21 protein-coding genes and 1 tRNA gene are annotated in these 22,080 nt (G+C 70.9%); 9 read left to right on the forward strand and 13 right to left on the reverse strand.

Annotation, left to right across the window (positions count from 1 at the left end):
• Positions 1-90 precede the first annotated feature (90 nt).
• Genes efeU through efeB form a run of 3 tightly spaced genes read left to right on the forward strand, consistent with a single transcriptional unit; the run spans position 91 to position 3,424 of the window.
• Positions 91-957, forward strand: a complete 867-nt coding sequence (gene efeU, locus AC6CCG_RS27705; protein ID WP_496657996.1) for an iron uptake transporter permease EfeU — start codon at positions 91-93, stop codon at positions 955-957.
• Positions 954-2,111, forward strand: coding sequence for an iron uptake system protein EfeO (gene efeO / locus AC6CCG_RS27710; protein ID WP_496657997.1), 1,158 nt, complete (start codon positions 954-956; stop codon positions 2,109-2,111). Before efeU ends, efeO begins: the two co-directional genes overlap by 4 nt.
• Before the next feature lie 2 nt (positions 2,112-2,113).
• Complete coding sequence (efeB, locus tag AC6CCG_RS27715) at positions 2,114-3,424, forward strand: iron uptake transporter deferrochelatase/peroxidase subunit (protein ID WP_496657998.1); 1,311 nt, start codon at positions 2,114-2,116, stop codon at positions 3,422-3,424.
• Positions 3,425-3,433: 9 nt separating this feature from the next.
• Here efeB and AC6CCG_RS27720 read toward each other — a convergent pair whose 3' ends face one another.
• The 3 genes from AC6CCG_RS27720 to AC6CCG_RS27730 are packed head-to-tail and all read right to left on the reverse strand — an operon-like array spanning position 3,434 to position 5,551.
• Positions 3,434-4,219: an SCO1664 family protein gene (locus tag AC6CCG_RS27720; protein ID WP_496657999.1), complete on the reverse strand. Its 786-nt coding sequence runs from the start codon at positions 4,217-4,219 to the stop codon at positions 3,434-3,436.
• A gap of 5 nt (positions 4,220-4,224) precedes the next feature.
• On the reverse strand, positions 4,225-4,818 hold the full coding sequence (locus AC6CCG_RS27725; protein ID WP_496658000.1) for a DUF3090 domain-containing protein: 594 nt from the start codon (positions 4,816-4,818) through the stop codon (positions 4,225-4,227).
• Between the two features lie 10 nt (positions 4,819-4,828).
• Positions 4,829-5,551, reverse strand: a complete 723-nt coding sequence (locus AC6CCG_RS27730) for a histidine phosphatase family protein (protein ID WP_496658001.1) — start codon at positions 5,549-5,551, stop codon at positions 4,829-4,831.
• Positions 5,552-5,719: 168 nt separating this feature from the next.
• Here AC6CCG_RS27730 and AC6CCG_RS27735 point away from each other — a divergent pair, with 168 nt between their 5' ends.
• Positions 5,720-6,160, forward strand: a complete 441-nt coding sequence (locus AC6CCG_RS27735; protein ID WP_496658002.1) for a type II toxin-antitoxin system VapC family toxin — start codon at positions 5,720-5,722, stop codon at positions 6,158-6,160.
• Between the two features lie 6 nt (positions 6,161-6,166).
• Here AC6CCG_RS27735 and AC6CCG_RS27740 read toward each other — a convergent pair whose 3' ends face one another.
• A complete protein-coding gene (locus tag AC6CCG_RS27740) occupies positions 6,167-6,679 on the reverse strand; it encodes a flavin reductase family protein (protein ID WP_496658003.1) in 513 nt (170 codons plus the stop codon).
• Between the two features lie 221 nt (positions 6,680-6,900).
• On the opposite strand from AC6CCG_RS27740, the gene AC6CCG_RS27745 reads away from it, so the two are divergent.
• The gene (locus tag AC6CCG_RS27745; RefSeq protein WP_496658004.1) at positions 6,901-7,734 is read left to right on the forward strand and encodes an undecaprenyl-diphosphate phosphatase; all 834 of its coding nucleotides are present in this window, start codon (positions 6,901-6,903) and stop codon (positions 7,732-7,734) included.
• On the opposite strand, the gene AC6CCG_RS27750 is transcribed toward AC6CCG_RS27745, so the two are convergent.
• Positions 7,731-8,771, reverse strand: a complete 1,041-nt coding sequence (locus tag AC6CCG_RS27750) for an LLM class F420-dependent oxidoreductase (RefSeq protein ID WP_496658005.1) — start codon at positions 8,769-8,771, stop codon at positions 7,731-7,733. The genes AC6CCG_RS27745 and AC6CCG_RS27750 overlap by 4 nt on opposite strands.
• A gap of 38 nt (positions 8,772-8,809) precedes the next feature.
• Here AC6CCG_RS27750 and AC6CCG_RS27755 point away from each other — a divergent pair, with 38 nt between their 5' ends.
• Entirely contained in the window at positions 8,810-9,793 is a 984-nt protein-coding gene (locus AC6CCG_RS27755; RefSeq protein ID WP_496658006.1) for an aldo/keto reductase, read from the forward strand.
• A gap of 7 nt (positions 9,794-9,800) precedes the next feature.
• Here the strand turns inward: AC6CCG_RS27755 and AC6CCG_RS27760 are convergent, their stop codons facing one another.
• The 3 genes from AC6CCG_RS27760 to AC6CCG_RS27770 are packed head-to-tail and all read right to left on the reverse strand — an operon-like array spanning position 9,801 to position 12,099.
• Entirely contained in the window at positions 9,801-10,004 is a 204-nt protein-coding gene (locus tag AC6CCG_RS27760; protein ID WP_496658007.1) for a DUF5703 family protein, read from the reverse strand.
• Between the two features lie 24 nt (positions 10,005-10,028).
• Entirely contained in the window at positions 10,029-11,339 is a 1,311-nt protein-coding gene (locus AC6CCG_RS27765; RefSeq protein ID WP_496658008.1) for a M20/M25/M40 family metallo-hydrolase, read from the reverse strand.
• 34 nt (positions 11,340-11,373) lie between these two features.
• Complete coding sequence (locus tag AC6CCG_RS27770; protein ID WP_496658009.1) at positions 11,374-12,099, reverse strand: VIT1/CCC1 transporter family protein; 726 nt, start codon at positions 12,097-12,099, stop codon at positions 11,374-11,376.
• Positions 12,100-12,222: 123 nt separating this feature from the next.
• Between AC6CCG_RS27770 and AC6CCG_RS27775 the strand changes: the two genes are divergently transcribed.
• A tRNA-Leu gene (locus tag AC6CCG_RS27775) sits at positions 12,223-12,308 on the forward strand.
• Positions 12,309-12,317: 9 nt separating this feature from the next.
• On the opposite strand, the gene AC6CCG_RS27780 is transcribed toward AC6CCG_RS27775, so the two are convergent.
• Positions 12,318-13,397, reverse strand: coding sequence for a class I SAM-dependent methyltransferase (locus AC6CCG_RS27780; RefSeq protein ID WP_496658010.1), 1,080 nt, complete (start codon positions 13,395-13,397; stop codon positions 12,318-12,320).
• A 146-nt stretch (positions 13,398-13,543) separates the two neighbouring features.
• Between AC6CCG_RS27780 and AC6CCG_RS27785 the strand changes: the two genes are divergently transcribed.
• Together AC6CCG_RS27785 and AC6CCG_RS27790 are read left to right on the forward strand one after the other, a co-directional pair.
• Positions 13,544-16,297 (forward strand): ATP-binding protein, encoded by a 2,754-nt coding sequence (locus AC6CCG_RS27785; protein ID WP_496658011.1) that lies wholly within the window; start codon positions 13,544-13,546, stop codon positions 16,295-16,297.
• Between the two features lie 116 nt (positions 16,298-16,413).
• Positions 16,414-17,055 (forward strand): hypothetical protein, encoded by a 642-nt coding sequence (locus AC6CCG_RS27790; RefSeq protein ID WP_496658012.1) that lies wholly within the window; start codon positions 16,414-16,416, stop codon positions 17,053-17,055.
• A 13-nt stretch (positions 17,056-17,068) separates the two neighbouring features.
• On the opposite strand, the gene AC6CCG_RS27795 is transcribed toward AC6CCG_RS27790, so the two are convergent.
• The 4 genes from AC6CCG_RS27795 to AC6CCG_RS27810 all read right to left on the reverse strand — a co-directional run bounded on the left by AC6CCG_RS27795 (position 17,069) and on the right by AC6CCG_RS27810 (position 21,962).
• Positions 17,069-18,022 (reverse strand): cyclase family protein, encoded by a 954-nt coding sequence (locus AC6CCG_RS27795; RefSeq protein ID WP_496658013.1) that lies wholly within the window; start codon positions 18,020-18,022, stop codon positions 17,069-17,071.
• A 591-nt stretch (positions 18,023-18,613) separates the two neighbouring features.
• Positions 18,614-20,137: a hypothetical protein gene (locus AC6CCG_RS27800; protein ID WP_496658014.1), complete on the reverse strand. Its 1,524-nt coding sequence runs from the start codon at positions 20,135-20,137 to the stop codon at positions 18,614-18,616.
• A gap of 41 nt (positions 20,138-20,178) precedes the next feature.
• Positions 20,179-20,988, reverse strand: a complete 810-nt coding sequence (locus AC6CCG_RS27805; protein ID WP_496658015.1) for a carbohydrate ABC transporter permease — start codon at positions 20,986-20,988, stop codon at positions 20,179-20,181.
• Between the two features lie 62 nt (positions 20,989-21,050).
• A complete protein-coding gene (locus AC6CCG_RS27810; RefSeq protein WP_496658016.1) occupies positions 21,051-21,962 on the reverse strand; it encodes a carbohydrate ABC transporter permease in 912 nt (303 codons plus the stop codon).
• Between the last annotated feature and the right edge of the window lie 118 nt (positions 21,963-22,080).

The following is a 22,080-nucleotide window of genomic DNA, read 5'->3' on the forward strand; positions in this document are numbered from 1 at the left end:
GAGCCAACCCTAATCAGCCGGGCCGCTTGCCACGAGACCAGCCCAGAGTTAGCTTAGGCACGCCTCACTCTGAGGCAGTCGGAGGGCATCATGGTGGCGAACTTCCTGATCGGCCTGCGCGAAGGCCTCGAGGCGGCGCTGGTGGTCAGCATCCTGGTCGCCTACCTGGTCAAGAGCGACCGGCGGCACCTGCTGCCGCGGATCTGGGCCGGGGTTGGGCTGGCGATCGCGCTGTCGCTGCTGTTCGGGGCGGTGCTGACGTTCGGACCGAAGGGTCTGACCTTCGAGGCGCAGGAACTGATCGGCGGCTCCCTGTCGATCATCGCGGTCGGCTTCGTCACCTGGATGATCTTCTGGATGGTACGGGCCGCGAAGGGCCTGGCCGGAGAGCTGCGGACCAAGATCGACGCAGCGGCCGACGCCGGCCGCTGGTCCTTGATCATCGTCGCCCTGCTGGCCGTCGGCCGGGAGGGCCTGGAGACCGCCCTGTTCCTCTGGGCGGCGACCCAGACCGCGCTCCGCTCCGGCGGCAGCACCGCGGTCCCGCTGGTCGGCGCTCTGCTCGGCATCCTGGTCGCCGCGGCCTTGGGCTATCTGATCTACCGTGGCGCGATCAAGATCAATCTGACCCGGTTCTTCACCTGGACCGGAGCGTTCCTGATCATCGTCGCGGCCGGCGTGCTGTCGTACGGCGTGCACGACCTGCAGGAGGCGAGATTCCTGCCCGGGTTGCATGATCTGGCGTTCGACGTGTCCGCGGCGATCCCGCCGACCTCCTGGTACGGCACGCTGCTCAAGGGCGTGTTCAACTTCTCCCCCGCCACCACCCGGCTGGAGCTGATCGCCTGGCTCTGCTATGCCGTCCCCACCATGATCATCTTCCTGACCATGATCAACCGTCGCAACCGCCCGATGCCGGCGGTGACCGCGGCGCCCCGTACCGAAGGAGCAGCATGAAGCGCCTCCCCACCCTGATCCTCGCCGCACTGGCCCTCACGCTGGCCGGCTGCACCGACAACGCGGCACCGGTCGGCCCGGCCGGCAACCCGCAGGCGCTGACGGTCAAGGCCAGCGACACCGCGTGCGCGGTCTCGGCCGCGGAGGCCCCCTCGGGCAACCTCACCTTCAGCGTGACCAACGAGGGCAGCCAGGTGACCGAGTTCTATCTGCTCGGTGCCGACGGGCTGCGGATCATCGGCGAGGTGGAGAACATCGGTCCGGGTCTGTCCCGCGATCTGGTGCTCACCGCGCCGCCCGGCGGCTATTTCACCGCCTGCAAGCCGGGCATGGTCGGCGACGGTATCCGGGCCGCCTTCACCGTGACCGACTCCGGTGCCGACCTGGCCCCGGCCGGCGACGACGCCGCGCTGGTCGAGCAGGCGAACAAGCTCTACGGCTCCTACGTCAAGGACCAGACCGAGCAGTTGCTCGCCGCGACCGAGAAGTTCGCCGACCTCTACACGGGCGGGAAGGACGACGAGGCGCGGGCCCTCTACCCGAAGGCCCGCGAGCACTGGGAGCGGATCGAGACCGTCGCCGAGTCGTTCGGTGATCTTGATCCGAAGATGGACCTGCGCGAGGCCGACCTGGCCGAGGGTCAGGAGTGGACCGGCTGGCACCGGATCGAGAAGGACCTCTGGCCGGCCCGGGCCGAGGGCTACACCGAACTGGACGACGCCGGCCGGAAGAAGTACGCCGACGACCTGGTCGCCAACACGCGGGAGCTCTACGACCGGACCCGTGACCTGACCTTCACCGCCGACCAGATCGGCAACGGGGCGAAGGGCCTGCTGGACGAGGTGGCGACCGGCAAGGTGACCGGCGAGGAGGAGTACTGGTCGCGCACCGACCTGTGGGACTTCCAGGCCAACGTGGACGGCGCCCGGGTCGGCTACGAGGGGCTGAAACCCCTGCTGCAGAAGCGGGACCCGGATCTCGACGGCAAGATCGGCCAGCGCTTCGAAGAGCTCCAGCAGCTGCTCGACCGGCACCGGAAGGGCGACGGCTTCGCTCTCTACGACGAGCTGACCAAGGACCAGGTCAAGCAGCTGTCGGACGCGGTGAACGCGCTCTCGGAGCCGCTCTCGTCGATGACCGCGGCGGTCGTCTGATCATGGCCGAACCGGAGCGCGAACCGGCCGCCGTCGGGTTGTCCCGGCGGCGGTTGTTCGGCACCGCCGGGGCCGGTGCGGCCCTGCTCGGTGCCGGCGTCGCCGCCGGGGTGATCGGCGACCGGGCCCTTCATGATCACGGAACCGGACCGGGGGCGGTGCCGGCGGCGGACCGCCGCTACCCCTTCCACGACCAGCATCAGGCGGGGATCGCGACCCCGGTCCAGGATCGGCTGCACTTCGCCGCGTTCGACGTCACGTCCGGCGACCGGGACGAGCTGGTCGACCTGCTCCGGCGCTGGACCGCGGCCGCCGCGCGGCTCACCCAGGGCCTCGGCGCCGGCGAGCTCGGCCCCACCTCGGGTCCGTACGACGCACCGCCGGACGACACCGGCGAGGCGATCGGGTTGCCGCCGGCCGGGCTCACCCTGACCTTCGGATTCGGGCCGTCCCTGTTCCGCGATGATCATGGCCGGGACCGGTTCGGGCTGGCCGGCCGGCAGCCCGCAGCGCTGCGCCGGCTGCCGCACTTCCCCGCCGACAAGCTCGACCCGGCCCGCAGCGACGGCGACCTCTGCGTCCAGGCTTGTGCCGACGACCCGCAGGTTGCGGTGCACGCGATCCGCAACCTGGCCCGGATCGCGTTCGGGACCGCCGCGGTGCGCTGGTCGGAGCTCGGCTTCGGCCGTACCTCGTCGACGTCGACCGGGCAGCAGACGCCGCGCAACCTGTTCGGCTTCAAGGACGGCACCGCGAACCTGAAGGCCGAGGAGCCCGGGCTGCTCGATGATCATGTCTGGGTGCCGGCCGGGGCCGACCCGCGGGCGGAATGGCTGGCCGGCGGCACGTACCTGGTCGCCCGCCGGATCAGCATGGCGATCGAGCCCTGGGACCGGACCTCGCTGCGCGAGCAGGAGGCGCTGATCGGCCGGACCAAGGCGACCGGCGCCCCGCTGTCCGGCGGTTCGGAGTTCACCCAGCCGGACTTCCGGCTGGCCGGACGCGGCGGCGAGCCGTTGATCGCCGCCGACGCTCACGTACGGCTGGCCCACCCCGACGCCAACGACGGGGTACGGATGCTGCGCCGAGGCTTCAACTTCGTCGACGGCACGACCGGGCTCGGCCGACTGGACGCCGGACTGTTCTTCATCGCCTTCGTCCGCGACCCGCGAACCCACTACATCCCCATGCAGACCAGGCTTTCCGCGACCGACGGGCTGATGGAATACCTGCAGCACACCGGTTCGGGCCTCTGGGCGGTGCCGCCCGGCGTCGCCGAGGGCTCCTACGTCGGCGAGGCCCTCTTCTCCTGACCGGGATGATCAGAAGGGCGGCCAGGGTACGGTGCGATGATCATCGGCGCGCGGCCGCGGGAAGCGGCGGCTGCCGAGCAGCCGGGATGCGCGGTGCAGGAACGCCTCCACCTCGTCCTCGGCCAGCAGCTTGCGCAGCACCGGCGGCGCCGCCGTCGCGGCCCGGTCGACGCAGGCCAGCTCGGCCTCGGTGAGCTCCTGACCGGCCCAGCCCCAGAGCAGCGTGCGCAGCTTCGGCTCGCTGTGGAAGCTGATCCCGTGATCGACGCCGAACACGCCGTCGCGGCTGTTCAGGATGTGGCCGCCCTTCCGGTCTGCGTTGTTGATCAAGGCGTCCAGGACGGCCATCAGCCGGAGTCGATCATGGTCGGCGTGGATCACCGCTACCGGCGTCTCGTCGGCGCCGTACCCCTCGACGCAGGTGAACCAGCCGTCCCGCGGCATGGTCTTGGCCGGCACCAGGTCGATCAGCTCCTCGGCGTCGTCCTCGACGTCCACCCAGGCCTGCAGGGATCCCGGCCCCAGCGGCCCGTCGACCAGGACGGTGACCGGGACCAGGTCGAAGCCGCCGGCCCGGGACACCTCGTACGCGGCGACCTCGCGCAGTGCCAGCGTGCCGTCCGGGAAGTCCCAGAGCGGACGCTCGCCCTTGATCGGCTTGTAGACGCAGTCGATCCCGAGCTTCGTCTCGGGGTCGGTCAGCGTCGCCAGCAGCGTGACGTTGGAGGCCTGCAGCAGTCGCCCGGTGATCTCCAGCTCGCCGGTGTCCAGGCGAGCTTCCAGGGCAGGGTGCACCGGCGTCAGTTGAACAGCGGACGCCGGTAGCCGTTCGCCCGCGGGCACACGTGGCCCTCGGGATCGATCGGCTGCAGACAGAACGGGCAGGCCGGACGCCCGGCGTTGACCAGCGCCTGGGACCGGGCCACGAACTCGCGAGCGTACGCGGCCGTGATCCGGACCACGAAGACCTCGTCGGACTCCTCCTCCGGCGACAGCTCCTGCTCCGGCTCGGCCGGGGTCTCCTCCTCGCTGTCCTCGGCGGTCTCGACGTTGGAGAACATCTCGATGACGATCCGGTCGATGTTCGGGTCCCAGGCGATCGTCATGGTGCCGACCCGGAACTCCTCGGTGATCGGCGCGTCGAGCGGCTGGGTGTCCCGGGGTGCCGGAGCCGGCGGCGGCACGTCGATCTCGCCGCCGCTGCGCCGGACGACCTCGTTGAGGATCTTGTCCAGGTGCTCGGCCAGCACCGACACCTGCTGCTTCTCACACACCACGCTGGTGATCCGGTTGCCCTCCCGGGCCTGCAGGAAGAAGGTTCGCTCCCCTGGCTGCCCGACGGTGCCGGCGACGAACCTGTCCGGCGCGTCGAAGCGGTGAACCAATATCGCCATGATGCCCAGCCTAGTGCGGTCCGCCGGCGGCGCCGAGCCCGCCGCCGACCGGTGCGTCGGCCGCCGCTTTCCTGGACCGCTTCTTCGGTGCCGGCGGAGGCTTCAGCAGGTCGCCCAGGTCGGCCGTGGTCGAGTTCATCGTGACCAGGTACGGACGCGTCGCGGTATAGCGGATGATCGAGATCGAGGCCGGATCGACCAGCAGCCGCTGGAACTGATCCAGGTGCAGCCCGAGCGCGTCGGCCAGGATCGCCTTGATCACGTCACCGTGCGACACCGCCGCCCAGACCGCGTGGTCACCGTGCTCGGCGGCTTGCTTCGCGTCCCAGGCCCGAACGGCGCCGACCGCGCGGGCGGACATCTCGGTCATAGACTCGCCGTTCGGGAAGCGCACCGCGGACGGCTGCTGCTGCACCGTCGGCCAGAGCTTCTCCTTGGCCAACTCCCGCAGCGGCCTGCCGGTCCAGTCGCCGTAGCCGCACTCGGTCAGGGCGTTCTCGACCGTCGCCTGCTGTCCGTCCCGGACCGAGAGGATCGCCTGGGCGGTCTGCCGGCAGCGGCGCAACGGCGAGGTGATCACGGTGGTCAGCGGCACCCGGAGGAGCCGTTCGGCGACCGCGGCGGCCTGCCCCCGGCCCACCTCGTCGAGCTCGACGCCGGGCGAACGGCCGGCCAGGATCCCGGCGGTGTTGGCCGCGGTGCGGCCGTGCCGGATCAGCAACAGTGTCGTCATTTGCCGTCAACGGTAACAAGGCGGTCCAGCACGCGTTCCGCACCGCCGACTGCCCACTGACACATCCATGTGCCGGATCCTCGCCTGGGGCGCCGACAACGACGAGCAGGCCGACGACTGGTCCGAGAGCAAGCGCGCCATGGCGGACGAGTTGACCGCCAAGTACTCGTGATCACCCCGCGCGTCCTGCTCGACACCGCCGTCTTCGTGTACGCGCTGGGTGGCGAGCACGCCGAGCGAGAGCCCTGCCGCCGCGTCATCGGCGCGGCCCGTGATCAGCTGATCGAACCGCACGCCAGCTGGCAACTCGTTCAGGAGTTGGTGTTCCACCGCCTCAGGCACACCTCGCGGGCAACGGCGGTCGAACAGGCGCGCACCGCGGCCGACATGCTTCACCTGCACGAGGTCGACTCATCGGTCGTCCTCCGCTCACTGGACTTGATCATGACGACCGACACGATCCGGGGCCGCGACGCCCTCCATGCGGCGACGGCGCTCGAGCTCGGGATCAGTGTGATCGTCACCCCGGACCCGGACTTCGATCAGGTGCCGGGGCTGACCCGGGTCGCCCCGTCCGACATCGAGAGCATCGCGCGCGCGGCCGGATAGCTTCGGTCAGGGAGCGACGGTTCCGTAGCGGCCGCGCAGGTGGGCCAGGGCGTCGGCGGTCGGGTCGGCGAGTTCGACTCGTTCGATCGTGGCGCGGACCAGCAGGGCCCAGCCGGCCCGGGTTGTCCGGTCCACGACGCGGGCGCCGAGCCAGGCGGTGGTGCCGGCGAGCACCGGGCCCCAGTCGGTGTCGGTCCACTCGGCGAGCCGGAATGGCCCGCCCGGCGCCGGGGTCTGTCCGGCGAAGGCGTCCGCGAGCCGTTGGTCGGCGCGCCCCAGCAGGCTCACGGCGACGGCGTCGTGGTCGGCGAAGGCGTCGGCCAGGTCGGAGTCGGGATCGATCAGGCCGATCAGCTCGGCGGGGTCCCCGTCGGCGATCAGCAGCGACGACACGGTCAGTCCGACCCGGGCCGGACTCGTCCACAGGGTGACCGGCGCGGGCAGCCGGCCGCGGAACCGGCGGACCGGCGACCGGTCCCGTTCCGGCGGCAGGAACGGGTGGTCCGAGTGGATCGTCACGCCTCCAGTTCTACCGGTGACCGGAATCCAGCGCACTTCGGCCGGATCGCGGTCTCAACCGTCGATCCCGGCGAAGTGTGCTCGATCCCGGTCGGGCCGGTGGTCGCACCCGACACGGTCTCGAATGGGACCGGGGTGCGACGAGCCCGTACCGGCTGGGGTCTAGTGTCTTCCGGGGCCCGGGTGTGGGCCGATGCCGACGAACGGGAGACACGAGCGACGTGGGATGGCTTGAAGCGCTGATCTTGGGCCTGGTACAGGGATTGACCGAGTTTCTGCCGATCTCCTCCAGTGCGCACATCTCGATCGTGGGCCGGCTGATCAGCGGCAAGGATCCGGGGGCGGCGTTCACCGCGATCACCCAGATCGGCACCGAGCTCGCCGTCGTCCTCTACTTCGCCCGGGACATCGGCCGGATCATCTCGTCCTGGTTCAAGGCCTTGTTCCGTTGGGAACTGCAGGACGACCCGGACGTTCGGATGGGCTGGCTGGTGATCATCGGCTCGATCCCGATCGTGGTGCTCGGGTTGCTGTTCCAGGACCAGATCGAGTCGGTCTTCCGCAACCTGTGGCTGACCGTGGCGATGCTCGCCGGCTTCGGCCTGATCATCGGCGTCGTCGACCGGTTCGCGAGGACCGAGCGCACGCTGGAACAGATCACCTGGAAGCACGGCATCCTGTTCGGCCTGGCCCAGTCGCTGGCGCTGATCCCCGGTGTCTCCCGGTCCGGTGCGACGATCGCGGCCGGCCTGGCGATGGGTTACAAGCGTGAAGCGGCGGCCCGGTACGGCTTCCTGCTCGCGATCCCGGCCGTGCTCGGCTCCGGGTTCTACCAACTGTTCGGCCTGATCAAGGACGAGGGCGTCCCGTCCGACATCGGCCCGATCGTCCTGGCCACCGTGATCGCGTTCGGCGTCGGCCTGGCCGTGATCCACTGGCTGCTGCGCTACATCAGCACCCACAACTTCCTGCCGTTCGTGATCTACCGGCTGGCCCTGGCCGCGGTGCTCGCGGTGCTGTTGATCACCGGACTGGTCCCGCCGGTCTCCCCCTAGGGTTCGGGGTAGGCCTCGCGGACCGCGGTGATCATCGCGATCTTGTCCTCGACGGTCCGGCCGAACGGCAGCAGCGCCGCGCTGGTCACCCCCGATGCGGCGAGCACGCCCAGCCGCTCGGCGATCCGGCCGGGCGGGCCGACCAGCGAGGTCCGATCGATGAACTCGTACGGGATCGCCGCGGCGGCGTCGCGGTGCCGGCCGGACAGGAACAGGTCCTGCACCTCGGCGGCGGCGTCGGCGAACCCCATCCGGACCGCGAGAGCGTTGTAGAAGTTCTGTTTCCGGCTGCCCATCCCGCCCACGTACAGCGCGGCGTAGGGCCGGATCAGGTCGGCGCAGCGCCGCGCGTCGTCGCCGACCACCACCGGAACCGTCGGCACGACGGCGAACTCCCGGTCCGGCTGCCCGGACCGTTCCCGCCCGCGCCGGATCGCGGCGAGTTGATCATCGGCGTGCTCGGGCGCGTGGAACACCGCCAGCCAACCGTCGGCGATCTCCCCGGCCAGCTCGAGGTTGCGCGGGCCGACCGCGGCGAGCAGCAGCGGGATCCGTTCGCTGGGCGGCACGATGGTCAGCTTCAGCGCCTTGCCCGGGCCGTCCGGCAACGGCAGCCGGTAATGATCACCGTCGTGGCTGACCGTCTCCCGGGCCAGCGCCGACCGGACGATCGCGACGTACTCCCTGGTCCGGCCCAGCGGGTGGTCGAACCGGACCCCGTGCCAGCCCTCGGAGACCTGCGGTCCCGAGACGCCGAGCCCGAGCCGGAACCGGCCACCGGTCAGCAGGTCGAGCGAGGCGGCCGTCATCGCGGTCATCGTCGGCGTCCGGCCGGGGATCTGCAGCACGGCCGAGCCGATCCCGATCGTGGAGGTCTGGCCGGCCAGCCAGGCCAGCACGGAGACGGCGTCGGACCCGTACGCCTCGGCCGCCCAGACCGTGTCGAAGCCCAGTTCCTCGGCCCGCCGGACCAGCCGCAGCTGGCCGGCCGGGTCCTCGGAGCCGACCAGGTATCCAAGATTCAGGCCAAGTCGCATGCCGGTCACCGTAATCGATCCGATTAGAGTGGCGCGCTATGGAAACGCGCCAGGTCGGCAGCACCGGACTGCGGGTGTCGCGACTGGGTCTCGGAACGCTGACCTGGGGACGCGATACGACGGCCGAGCAGGCCAGGTCGCTGCTGCAGACGTACTGCGAGGCGGGCGGCAACCTGCTCGACACCGCCGCCGCGTACGGCTCCGGAGAGACCGAACGACTGATCGGCCGGCTGCTCGGCGACGTGGTGCCGCGCGACGACGTGATCATCGCCACCAAGGCCGGCTTCGCGATCAGGTCCGGGCAACGGGTGGTCGACACGTCCCGCGGCGCCCTGCTGCGTGATCTTGAAGGATCGCTGCGCCGGCTCGGCACCGACTACGTCGACCTGTGGCAGCTGCACACCTGGGGCGACGCGCCGCTGGAGGAGTCCTTGTCGGCACTGGACCTGGCAGTCGCCCAGGGCAAGGCGCGCTATGTCGGGGTGTCCAACTTCGTCGGCTGGCAGACCGCGCAGGCGGCCACCTGGCAGCGGGCGATGCCGGGCCGGACGCCGATCGCCAGCGCGCAGGTGGAGTATTCGCTGCTGGCCCGGCGGGCCGAGGTGGAGGTGCTGCCGGCGGTCCGTTCGCTCGGGATCGGGTTCTTCCCCTGGTCGCCGCTCGGCCGCGGCGTGCTGACCGGGCAGTACCGCAACAGCACCCCGCGCGGCTCGCGCGCGGCCAGTGATCATTTCTCGTGGTTCGTCGAGCCCTACCTGGAGCAGCGGTCGCGGGCCGTCGTCGAGGCGGTCGCGCGGGCCGCGGACGGGCTCGGGCTGACTCCGCTGCAGGTGGCGCTGCTCTGGGTCCGCGACTCCCCCGGCGTGACCGCGCCGCTGCTCGGAGCCCGTACCTCCGGACAGCTGATGCCGGCGCTGGCGGTCGAGGACCAGGAACTGCCGGCCCAGATCGCCTCGGCCCTGGACGACGTGTCGGGCGGTCCGATGGCCGCTCGCGCCGACGAGCGGGTCGCGACGGGCTAGGACCCTTCTAGAGCTCCAGGGTCGGGACGGCCGGGATGATCTTGCGGCGGATCCAGATCTCGCGGCTGCCGTCCCAGTAGCGGCGCAGCCGGGTCAACTCCCAGCCGCCGTACTCGGCGTGGTCGGTGAGGAGCTTCCGTACGGCATTCTTGGAGACCGTGCGATCCAGCCGGACCCGCTGGACCTGGTACTCCACCTGACGTTTACTCATCAACCACCAGAGTATTCGGATTGTTCAGGCGCTGGCCAGGAACCGGTCCAACACCCGGGCGCCGAATTCCAGCGCGTCCGTCGGGACCCGCTCGTCGACCCCGTGGAACATGCCGACGAAGTCGAGGTCCGCGGGCAGCCGGAGCGGCGCGAAGCCGAAGCAGCGGATCCCGATCCGGTCCCAGGCCTTGGCGTCGGTCCCCCCGCTCATCAGGTACGGCACCGCGCGGGCGCCCGGGTCCTCGGCGGACAGACTCTGCTGCATCGCCGCCACCAGTGCCCCGGAGAACTCGGTCTCCACCGACGGCTGCAGGGTGTCCGTCTCGATCGTGATCTTGTCGCCGACGAGTTCCTTGATCGTCGCCAGGAACTCCTCCCGGCCGCCCGGCACGAACCGCCCGTCGATCGCGGCCTCGGCCCGGCCCGGGATCACGTTGTGCTTGTAGCCGGCGGTGAGCATGGTCGGGTTGGTGGTGTTCGACATCGTCGCGCCGATCATCCGGGAGATGCTGCCCAGCTTGGCCAGCGTCTCCTGAGCCCGGTCCGGATCGAGCTCCACCTCGAGTGCCTCGGAGACCGCGTCGAGGAACGCCCGCTGCGCCTCGGTGATCTTGTGCGGCCACTCATAGGCACCGATCCGGGCCACCGCGGCGGCCAGTTCGGTGACCGCGTTGTCGTCGTTGCGCATCGAGCCGTGGCCGGCCGTACCGTCAGCGATCAGGCGCAGCCAGGCGATGCCCTTCTCGGCGGTCTGGATCAGGTAGAGCCGAAGATCATCGCGTACGGTGAGCGAGAAGCCACCGACCTCGCCGATGGCCTCCGTGCAGCCGTCCAGCTGGTCCCGGTGATGATCGACCAGCCAGTGCGCGCCGTAGTGGCTGCCGGCCTCCTCGTCGGCGGTGAAGACAAGCTTGACCGGCCGTCGCGGAGCCACGCCGGCCCGGGCGCGGGCCCGGATGACGCTGAGCACCATGGCGTCGAAGTCCTTCATGTCGACCGCCCCGCGGCCCCAGACACAGCCGTCCGCGATCTCACCGGCGAACGGATGATGGGTCCAGTCGTCGGCGTTCGCCGGCACCACATCGAGATGCCCGTGGATCAGCAGCGGCGTCGCCGAGGTGTCGACGCCCTCCGGTGCCCAGTCCGCGATCAGCGAGGCACGTTTCGGCCCGGCCTCGTAGATCTGGGAGGAGATGCCGACCTCGTCGAGCAGGCCGGCGACGTGCTCCGCGGCCTCCCGCTCCCCCGGCCCCGGTTGGGGGCCGAAGTTGGTGGTGTCGATCCTGATCAGGTCGCGGCAGATCTCGACGACCTCGGCATCCGGTCGGTGGTCCATGGCCGCCATCCTGCCACTCGGCCCTGCGGTGGGCTCAGGCGCCGCCGACGAGCCGTCCGACGACGTACGTGATGATCATGGCCAGCACGCCGCCGAGGACGTTCCTGATCACCGCCCGCGAGGTCGCCGCGCCGCCGAGCCGGGAACTGATCACGCCGGTCAGGCCGAGCGCGACGACGACCGCCCCGAAGGTGATCGGGACGCGGACCGCCTCCGGCGACAGCAAGATCGCCAGCAGCGGCAGCAGGGCGCCGACGCTGAACGAGATCGCCGAGGCGATCGCGGCCGTCCACGGGTTGGCCACGTCGTCGGCGTCCAGGTTGAGCTCGACGTCAAGGTGGGCCTTGAGCGCGTCCTTCTCGGTGAGCTCGACCGCGACCTGACGGGCCAGGTCCGGCGACAGGCCCTTGTCCCGGTAGAGCTGGGTCAGCTCCTCGAGCTCCTGTTCCGGCATGGTCCGCAGCTCGTCGCGCTCCTTGGCGATCAAGGCCCGCTCGGTGTCGCGCTGGGTGCTGACGGAGACGTACTCGCCGGCGGCCATCGACAGCGCGCCCGCGATCAGCCCCGCCAGGCCGGCGATCGCGATCGCGCCGCGGTCCGTCGTCGCACCGGCCACGCCGACGACCAGCGCAGCCGTCGAGACGATGCCGTCGTTGGCTCCCAGGACGCCTGCGCGGAGCCAGTTGAGCTTCTGCTGGAGCCCCTGACCGTGCGGTTCATCGTGGTCGGCGACGTCCTTCGGCACGGTCGAATCGGTCATGGTCAGCACCGTAACCGGTTTTCTTGAACCATTCCAGAAAGGTAGGCCTGGCTCACCCGGACCACGAATTGTCGTTCCGGGGCTCTCGGTTGCTATAGTTCAGGCGCTGTTCACACCAGCCTGGTCCGGGTGGCGGAATTGGTAGACGCGCTAGCTTGAGGTGCTAGTGCCCGTTATAGGGCGTAGGGGTTCAAGTCCCCTCTCGGACACAGTACGACTCATCGTCGGATCTCCAGCACGTTGTTGAACGGCGTCTGCGCGGCGATCCGAAATCTCCCGAAACCGGCTGCCGCCACGATGTCGTTGATCTTGGCCGGGCCGGCCTGGGTGCCGATCGCCAGCCCGACCTCCTGCGCCAGCGAGGCCGGTGTGCAGAGCAGCGTCGAGAATCCGTAGTAGGCCCGGCCGACCGGGTTGAGGTTGTCCTCGACCCGATCCCCCGCCGCCGGCTCGACGACCATCCAGGTCCCGTCCGTGGCGAGCGCATCGGCAACCCGCCGCGCGGCGCCGACCGGGTCACCCATGTCGTGCAGCGCGTCGAAAGTGGTCACCAGGTCGTAGCCGGTGCCGGAGAAGCCGGTGGCCGGCTCGACCAGGAACGTGATCCGGTCCGCGACACCGGCCTGCTCGGCGCGTCGGCGTGCGGTCTCGATCGAGCCGGCGTGGGCATCGAAGCCGACGAAGGACGAGTGCGGGAAGGCCTGCGCCATCAAGATCGTGGAGGAACCGTGGCCGCAGCCGAGATCGGCGACCTTCGCGCCGGCCTCGAGCTTCGCGATCACGCCGTCCAGGGCGGGCAGCCAGGCGGCGACGAGGTTCGCGGCATAGCCGGGCCGGAAGAAGCGCTCGCACCCGTCGTGGACATCGGTGTTGTGATCACCCCAGCCGAGCCCGTCGCCGTCCCGGGCCAACTCGAAGATGCGGTCGGCATCTCGTACGGTCCCGAAGGCGATCTGGAACATGCCGGGCAGGAACACCGGCGACGATGCGTCGGTCAGGGCGACCGCGTGCTCCGGCGGCAGCGTGTAGCGGCCCGCCGCGGGGTCGTAGCCGACGAACCCGCCGGCGGCCTGGGCGTTCAGCCACTCCCGGGCGTACTTCTCGCCGGTGCCGGTGATCCGGGCCAGCTCGGGAGCGTCCAGCGGACCGTGCTCGGCGAGGGCCCGGTAGTAGCCGAGACGATCACCCATGACGACGAGCGCACAGTTCAGCGTCGCACCGACCTCGTCGACCGCGCGGAAGACGAAGCCCATCAGCTTCTCCTCGTCCAGGGCGGCTCGGGCTGCGGTAGCGGTCATGATCATTTCTCCTGTCGATCGCGGGTCCGGCCGGTCCGGGCCCGGATCGAGCGTCGGCCGCGACCTCACCCGCTCGCATCAGGGCGGCCACCTAGGAATGACGATCTTGCTCCGCGAAGCCGCGGCGATCCCTAGACTCGAAGTCCATGCTGATAGGTCGGGGGGCCGAACGACGCGCCGTCGACGCGCTGCTCTCCGACGCTGCGGTGAGCCGCGGCGGAGCCCTGCTGATCACCGGCGAGGCCGGCATCGGCAAGACCCGACTGCTCGAGTACGCGAGCGACCGCGCCGCCGCCTTCCGGCTGCTGCGGGTGACCGGCAGCGAGACCGAGCAGGATCTGCCCTTCGCCGGGCTGGCCGCGTTGTTGCGCCCGCTGCTCGACCGGATCGACCGGTTGCCGGAACCGCAGGCCGAGGCCCTCGGCATCGCCCTGTCGCTGCGCCACGGCGGCACCGTGGACCGGTTCGCGGTCTGCGCCGGCGTACTCACCCTGGTGACCCAGGCCGCCGAAGCCGGACCGGTCGGCCTCGTCGTCGACGACGGCCACTGGGTCGACCGGGCCTCGGCGGAGGCGATCGCCTTCACCGGGCGCCGGCTGCTCGCCGACCCGGTCTTCGTCCTCGTGGCGAGCCGGACCGCCGACGCACCACCGTGGTCGGCGGGTGCCGTGCCGCGGCTGCAGCTGTCCGGGCTGGACGACCCCGCCGCGGCGGAGCTGGCCGAGGCGACCGCCCCGGCACCGTTGACCGCGACGCGCCGCGATCGCGTGCTGCGGCTCGCGGGCGGGAACCCGCTGGCGATCCGGGAACTGGCCCGCGACCCGGCCTGGGCCGACGACCAGCCGGACGGGATCCCGCTGCCGGTGCCGGCAGTTGTCGCCGAGACGTTCGGCCGCCGGCTGTCCGAACTGACACCGGACGACCGGGCGGTCCTGCTGCTGGCCGCCGTGGCCGACGGTGACGTGACCGTGGTGGCCCGGGTCTGCTCCGGCGCGGGCCTGGACCTCGGCGCGCTGGAGCGGGCGGAGGCGGCCGGGCTGGTCCGGGTGACCGAGGCCGGGATCGCGTTCCGGCACTCGCTGATGCGGTCGGCCGTCTATGCCGCGGCCACCGGCGCCGAACGCCGGCGGGCGCACCGGCTGGTCGCGGATGCGTTGCCGACCGGCGACCTGGACCGCCGGGCCTGGCAGCTGAGCGCCGCCACACTGGGCACGGCCGAACCGGTGGCGGCGGGGTTGGCCGCCGTCGGCCGCCGGGCCGCCGATCGGGGCGCGTACGCCGTCGCCGCGGGGGCCCTGGCCCGGGCCGCCCGGCTGTCGCCGCGGGACGCGGACCGGGCCGAACGGTTCCTGCAGGCGGCCGAGGCGGCCTGGTTCGCCGGCGACGACCGGCTGACCGTCGAGCTGGCCGAGCGGGCGGTCCAGTACGACCCGTCGGCGCCGGTACGAGCACGAGCCCTCGGCCTGTCCGGCCTGGCGAGCGCCCGTGGCGGCTCCCTGCGCCAGGCTCGCGATCTGCTGTTCGGAGCCGCCGACGCGGTTCGTGATCAAGCGCCGAACGATGCGCTGGTGCTCTATGCCGACACCGTGGATCTGTCGTTCATGCTGCTCGACATCGGCGGCGCCCGTGCCGCGGCGGACCGGCTCGAACAGCTGCTGGCCGAGCAGGACCGCGGAGGTCGCGACGGGACCGACGGCGACCGGGCGGCGGCGGTGGCGTCGATGGCCGTCGGGATGGCGCGGATCGTCGCCGGCGAGCCCGGGGCCGCCATGGTCAGGGAGGGCGTCGACCGGCTCGCCGTCCTCGACGGAGCGGACGACGCCCGGCTGGCCTGGGAGGTGCTCGGGCCGCTGTTCCTGCGGGAGAGCGACGGCGGTCGGGAGCTGGTCGCGCAGGCCGTGGAGCAGCGGCGCCGGGCGTCCGCGATCGGAGCCCTGCCCCACCTGCTCTGGCACCTGGCCCGGGATGACGCGACCACCGACCGCTGGACCAGGGCGGAGGCGGGCTACGGGGAGGCGGTCGCGCTGGCCCGCGAGCTCGGCCAGGACACCGAGCTCGGAGCCGCCCTGGCCGGCCTCGGCTGGCTGACGGCCCGGCTCGGCAGGATCGAGGAGAGCGAGGGCCACCGCGCGGAGGCCCTCCGCCTGGCCGAGACCCATGACCTGCACATGGCGACGGCCTGGTCCCGGTTCGCCGCTGCCGAGCTCGAGCTGTCACTCGGCCGTACCGAAGCCGCGGTCGCCGCGTTCCGCGACCTCGAAGGCTGGCTCCGGGAGCGTGGCGTGCTGGACGTCGACCTGTCGCCGGTACCGGAGCTGGTCGAGGGCCTGACCCGGAGCGGCCGGACCGCGGAGGCCCGTTCCCTCGCGCCGGGCTATCTGGCCGCGGTGGAGCGGAAGGGTCAGCCCTGGTCGCAGGCCCGGGCCGTCCGGGTCCGCGCCCTGCTCGCCGAGCCGACCGAGCTGACCGCTCTGCTGGCCCGGGCCCTGGCACTGCACGGCCGGACCCTGGATCGGTTCGAGGAGGCCCGCACCCGGCTCGTCGTCGGGCAGCTGTTGCGGAGGAACCGGCGCCGAGTGGCCGCGCGGGAACAACTCCGCCTCGCGCTGACGACCTTCGAGCGGCTCGGCGCGGCGGTCTGGGCCGAGGCCGCGTTGACCGAGCTCAACGCGACCGGCGTCACCGCCCACCGCCGCAGCCTGGGGCCGGTGCTGGAACTGACCGCGCGTGAGCTGCAGATCGCCCTGCTGCTGGCCGACGGCCGAACCACCCGGGAGGCGGCCGCGGCTCTGTTCCTCAGCCCGAAGACCGTGGAGTACCACCTTCGGCACGTGTACACGAAGCTCGGCATCGCCTCCCGCGTCGAGCTCCGTGATCAGCTCCGGCTCCGGACGACCTGAGCCCGGCGGGAGGACGTACCCGGAACTCCCGGCTCCCCCGTGCGGGTCATCTCACCGACCCGAGTTCACCCGGACAGCGGAGGCGGCCGCCCGGCTTCGAGCGGTGCACTGTGATCATGATCAGTACCCGCACTCTGCTGCCGGTCCGCCGTTACCGGATCGCCGGCCTGCTCGGCTTCGTCCTCGGCGCCGGCTACGCGATCTTCGTCCGGTTCTACCAGGCCGCCGGCGGCACCATCGGGCTGCCGGACTCGCCGCCGCCCGGCCTGGCCTGGGCCAGCTACACCGCCGGGCTGCTCATCCTGGTCGGCGCCGCGGCCTGTCTCGTCCTGACCCAGCCGAGCCTGCGCACCGTACCGGACTGGTCACCGGTGCTGGCCGGCCGCAGCCTGCCGCGGTGGTTCATGATCACCTGCTGCGCGGTGCCGACCATGATCGCCGCGGTGATCGCGATCGGGCACGGCGCGGGCGGCGGGTTCGCCAAGGCGCTGGAAGCGGCCGGGGTCGGCGTGGCGTCGATCCGGGCCGACGACCCGCGCGGCTCGGCGGCCGAGCTCGCCTGGGAGATCGCGTTCTACCAGCCCTGGTTCCTCGCGTTCGGGATCTGCCTGGCCGTCGCGGCGATCGGCTACCTGCGGGAGTCGGGGCTGGCGGAACGCACCGTCCGTCGGGTGGCGTCCACCGTGATCACGCTGTCCTTGATCAACTCGCTCTACTTCGTCCTGGCGATGATGCTGCACTGGGACGTCACGCTCTGACGACGACCGGCCGTCAGAAGGTGGCGATCGGGTTGACCGGGCTGCCGGAGGTCCCGGCGTAGCGGACCGGCGCGACGGCAAGCTGGAAGTCCCATTGGCCCAGCTCGGTCGCCGTCCTGGCGCACTCCTCCAGGTCGCAGTTGTCCAGCAGCCACAGGCCCATCGCCACCAGGCTCACCGCATGGACGGGCATCAACACCGCGTCGTAGCCCGACGGCTGCACGTCCTGCGGGGTGTCGGCGCCGATCAGCGCCACCTCGCGTTCCTGCAGCCAGGGCAGACAGGCCGCGTGCCAGCCGGCCTGGGTCATGCCGCCGGTGTCGCCGACCTCGTGCCGGACCCGGCCGTAGCCGGTGCGCAGGAGCAGCGCGTCGCCGGTGCGCACCCGTACCCCCTGGCGGCGCTCGGCCTCCTCGAGATCCTCGGGAAACACGCCCTCCCCCGGCTCCAGCCAGTCCACCCCGCGCGCGGCCGCGACGTCCAGCAGCACACCCCGAGTGACCATGCCGTTCGGCGCCGCCGTGACCGCCGCCCAGCCCGATCCCGTGTCGGCGCTGACCAGTTCGTGCGAGCGCCCGTTGTACATCCGGCCGTCCCAGTAGAGGTGGCAGGGCGAGTCGACGTGCGTGATCGTGTTGCCGTGGAACAGGATGCCGAGCCGCTCGTTCGAGAAGCCCCACCGGCGGTCCTGATGGAAGGCGGGCGGCATGTGCTCGGCGCCCGGCATCTCGACGGCGCACGGGCATGAGTTCGTCGCCCGCTCCATCTCCGCCGGCACCGTGATCTCCCAGCCGCAGGACACGGCCCGGCCGTGCCGGACCGCCCGCGCCCCGGCCAGCCGGACCTCATCGGTGATGTGGTTCAAGGTGCCGATCTCGTCGTCGTCGCCCCAGCGCCCCCAGTTCGACAGCGTGTCGAAATAGCCGAGCACCTCGTCCTGCGTGGGCAGTGATCGTTCCGCGGTCATCCCAGCATCGACTCCTCCGGTCACGCCGTACGGCTCCAGATCTCAGATCGACACGTACGGTACGGCACTCCCCGAGCCGACGGAACGTTTCCCGCTTCCCGGCTTTACGAAGGCCGGCGATGCGGCGTCGGGGCCGAGGAAGGTCTGCGGACGATGGGTTGCTGTCGCGTGGACGTACCCGCTCGTGCTGATCATCACCCACCGGCGGCCGGCCGTCGCGAGCAAGGCTCTACTGACCATGATCGCGATCCTGAACGCGTCGTTCGGGCTCCCTCCCCCGGAACCGCCCGCGGGACCCTCGGCCTGAACGCCTGGTTCCGGAGAGCTGCCCTCGTCGCCGGCCCGAAGCCTCCGTGGACGGACCCGACGCCCGGTCTCCAGAGGCCAGCGTCGGGGCGCTGTTGATCCGCGACCGGATCCGTCAGTTCCCGGATGCTGGCGTGACCGGCACTTACCACGCGGTCCCCTGGTCCAACCTGATCCTGTGTGCGGATTCCACCACACCGCCGTCCAGGAGAGCGGCATGAACATCCGCACCGTCGGAGGCGGCGAGGGCTTCAACCTGCGCCGCCTCCGACGCGGCACCTCCGCTCAGGCGCGAGCCCAACCTCCCTTGCGGGCCCAGTTGAGGTAGCCGATCCCCAGGGCGTGGGAGCCCTGGTTGGGCACGAGCTGCACGGCGTCGTAGACGCGCAGGCACTGCGCGTAGATCTCCTGGTCATAGCGGGCGTACGGCATCCAGCGGGCCGCCTGGACGGCGTTGCCGGGCACCGCGTCGGCGGTCCCGTCAACCCGGAACCAGACCTCGGTGGCGGACCTGATCACGTTCTTCACGAAGGTCCGGGCGATCGCGGTGAGATCAAGATCAGGATGCCGGATCCCGGCTCGTTCGGCGGCTTCCAGGAACTCGATGGTGATCGCCGCGTGGCTGATGTCCTCGATCGAGCGCACCGCCGAGTAGGCCGGGGTGTAGCTGGACAGGTCGTCGGCCTTGGTGTAGCCCGAGTAGAGCTCGCTGTGCACCGGCCAGTAGTTCCAGACGTACGCGCCGTCGGCATCGGTCCGGACACCGTGGGCGTAGCTGTTGATCATGGCCGCGACCCGGTCCCGGTAGCCCGGGTCGCCGGTGACCCGGTAGAGCTCGACCATCGCCTGGCCGGGGCCGTGGCTCTGGTTGTACGGCTGGATCAGGCCGTCGAACGGGATCGGAGCGTTGCGCGGCCAGACGTAGTCGCCGAGGCCGGCGTCGTTGATCACGAACTCGTCGTCGTGGAAGGCGATCGCGGCCGCGGCGGCTGCGGCAGCCCGCTTCCCCGCGGCGCCGTACTTCTTCTGCAGTCCCTTCGTCTTCGCGACGACCCGGGCGAACAGGGCCAGCGGGTAGGCCACCATGCCGGTGTGCACGGCGAACACGTAGTACTGCGAGGCGAACGCGATGGTGCCCGCGGGCGGCGGGTCGGCCGGGCCGGGTTGGTCGCGCAGGTCGACCGCGGTCCAGCGCAGGCCGGTGGTGTAGGCGGCGTTGATCACCGATACGGCGTAGTTCGCCGCCGCCGGGTCGAGGGACAGTCCGGTCCGGGTGATCACCGTCGCGGTGGCGGGATTGCGCAGGGTGAGCGTGAAGGTGCCGCCCGTCGACTCGGTGATCACCGCCGTCGACTCCGCCCCGCGGGTGCCGGCCCACCGGACCTGGATCGCGGGCGTTCCGGCGGCGTCGGTGATCACTCCGTGCGCCGCCGTGTAGTTGCCGGCCGTCCGCCAGACCGGACCGGACCGGCCGAGGTAGTCGGTCACACCGCGGCCCTGGTCGGTGGTCGCGATCAGGTGATCGAGCCGGTCCACCAACGTGTCCAGGTAGCTGGTCTCGCCGTACGCCTGGTACATCCGGACCAGGCCGAGCAGGAAGTACGACTCGCCCCAGGCATAGCCGCCGGCCTCGTTGTGCTCGAAGCCGATGGCGAGGTAGGCCTGTTGTGCCTCCGTGAACGCCGGCGGCAGGTCGTAGCCCCCGGCCGCGCCGGCCCGGGCCGCCGGCAGGGTCAGCGCGGCGGCGATCCCCGCCGCGCCGGCCAGTGCGGTCCGGCGGCCGAACGTCGGTCCACCATGTGTGATCATTCTCTTCTCCTCCATGCCCTGCGACGGGCTCAGGACGCCGGTCAGCCTTTGACCGCGCCACTCATGCTGGCCAGGATGTGCCGTTGCAAGATCAGGAAGACGATGATCACCGGCACCAGGGAGATCACCGTTCCGGCCGCGAGCCCGCGCACGTCGGTGCCGCTGACGCCGGTCAGGTACGCGATGCCGAGCGCGATCGGGAACTTGGACTGGCTGGTCAGCACCACCAGCGGCCAGATGAAGCTGTTCCAGACCGAGATGAAGCCGAGGATCGCGAGCACGGCCATGGTCGGCGCGGCGATCGGGACAGCGATCCGGGCGAAGATCATGAACTCGTTCGCACCGTCCACCCGGGCCGCCTCGATCACTTCGTCCGGGATCTGCAGGAACGTCTGCCGGAGCAGGAAGATGCCCAGCGAGGACAGGATCGCCGGCAGGATCACCGCGGTGTAGCTGTCGGTGAGCTGCAGCTGGCTCATCACCAGGAACCGCGGGATCAGCATCAGCTCACCGGGCAGGAACATGATCGACAGGAAGAGCAGGAAGAAGAATCCCCGGCCCCGGAAGTCGATCCGGGCCAGCGGGTACGCCACCAGGGCGCTCACCACCAGGTAGACCGGCACGATGATCACCACGTAGATCACGGAGTTGATCAGGAACTGCCCGTACGGGATCGTCGTCCACGCCTCGACGAAGTAGTCGGCCACCGGCGGCCGCGGCAGCAGGTCCGGCGGGAACGAGAACACGTCCTGGGTGGCCGGCTTGGTGGCCGCCGAGAGCAGGATCAGGAACGGCCCGATGAAGACCGCGGCCAGTGCGAGCAGCAGGACGTACAGCAGCACCCGGCGCACGTGGAAGCCGGTACTCCTGGCCCGCCTCTTCGACAGGCTCGGGGCGCGTCCGCCCGCGGCGCTCATCGGTCCCGCCGACGGGTCATCAGCAGATTGGCCATGGCCAGAATGATCATGATGGCCCAGAGAATCAGGCCCATCGCGCTCGCGTACCCCATGTCGTAGTCCTGGAAGGCCTTGGACCAGATGTAGTACCCGAGAGTCAGGGTCGAGTCGAGCGGTCCGCCGCGGGTGAGCACGTAGACCGACTCGAATGCCCGCATCCCCTCCAGCATGCTCAGGGTCAGGGTGACCGCGAAGGTCGGCAGCAGGCCCGGGATGATCACGTGCCACAGCCGGCGGACCGCCGAGGCCCCGTCCACCCGGGCCGCCTCGATCAGCTCCCGCGGCACCGCCTGCAGCCCGGCCAGGTAGATCATCATGAACAGCCCGGCGCTCTTCCAGGCCTCCAGCAGCACCACGGTCGGCAGCGCCCAGGCGGTGTCCAGCAGGAAGTCGATCGGCCCCAGCCCGACCAGGCTGAGCAGCCAGTTGACCACGCCCTCCCGGTTGAACACGTACCGCCAGCCGACGGCGACCGCCACCATCGACGTGATCACCGGCAGGTAGTAGGCCATCCGGAACGCCTGGATCCCCCGCAGCGGGATGTTCACCAGCAGCGCCAGCAACAGCGGAACCACCACCGAGAGCGGCAGGAACATGATCAGGAACAGCAGCGAGTTGCCCAGCGCGTGCCAGAACCGCGGATCGGCACCCATCGCCTGGAAGTTCTGCAGGCCGACGAACGCGATCGGGTTGATGATCGTGTAGCGGGAGAACGCCAGCTGGATCGCGATCACTGCCGGCCAGGCGAACATCGCCGCGTAGAGCACCAGCCCGACCGCCAGGAACAGGTAGGGCGTCCACCATCGCTGGCCGACCACCCGACCAGGTCCGCCACTGCGCCGGGCCAGCCCTGCCGCGGTCAATGCCATGCGCACTCTCCCGATCTTTGTTACGTGCCCGAAACATATGGTTCAGGAATGACCGAAACGCTAGGTAGCCCGGTCGCCCGGTGTCAAGAGTCGTGCAGGTAAATACACATTCGGCCTT

This window comes from Microlunatus sp. YIM B11417, from assembly GCF_059617205.1.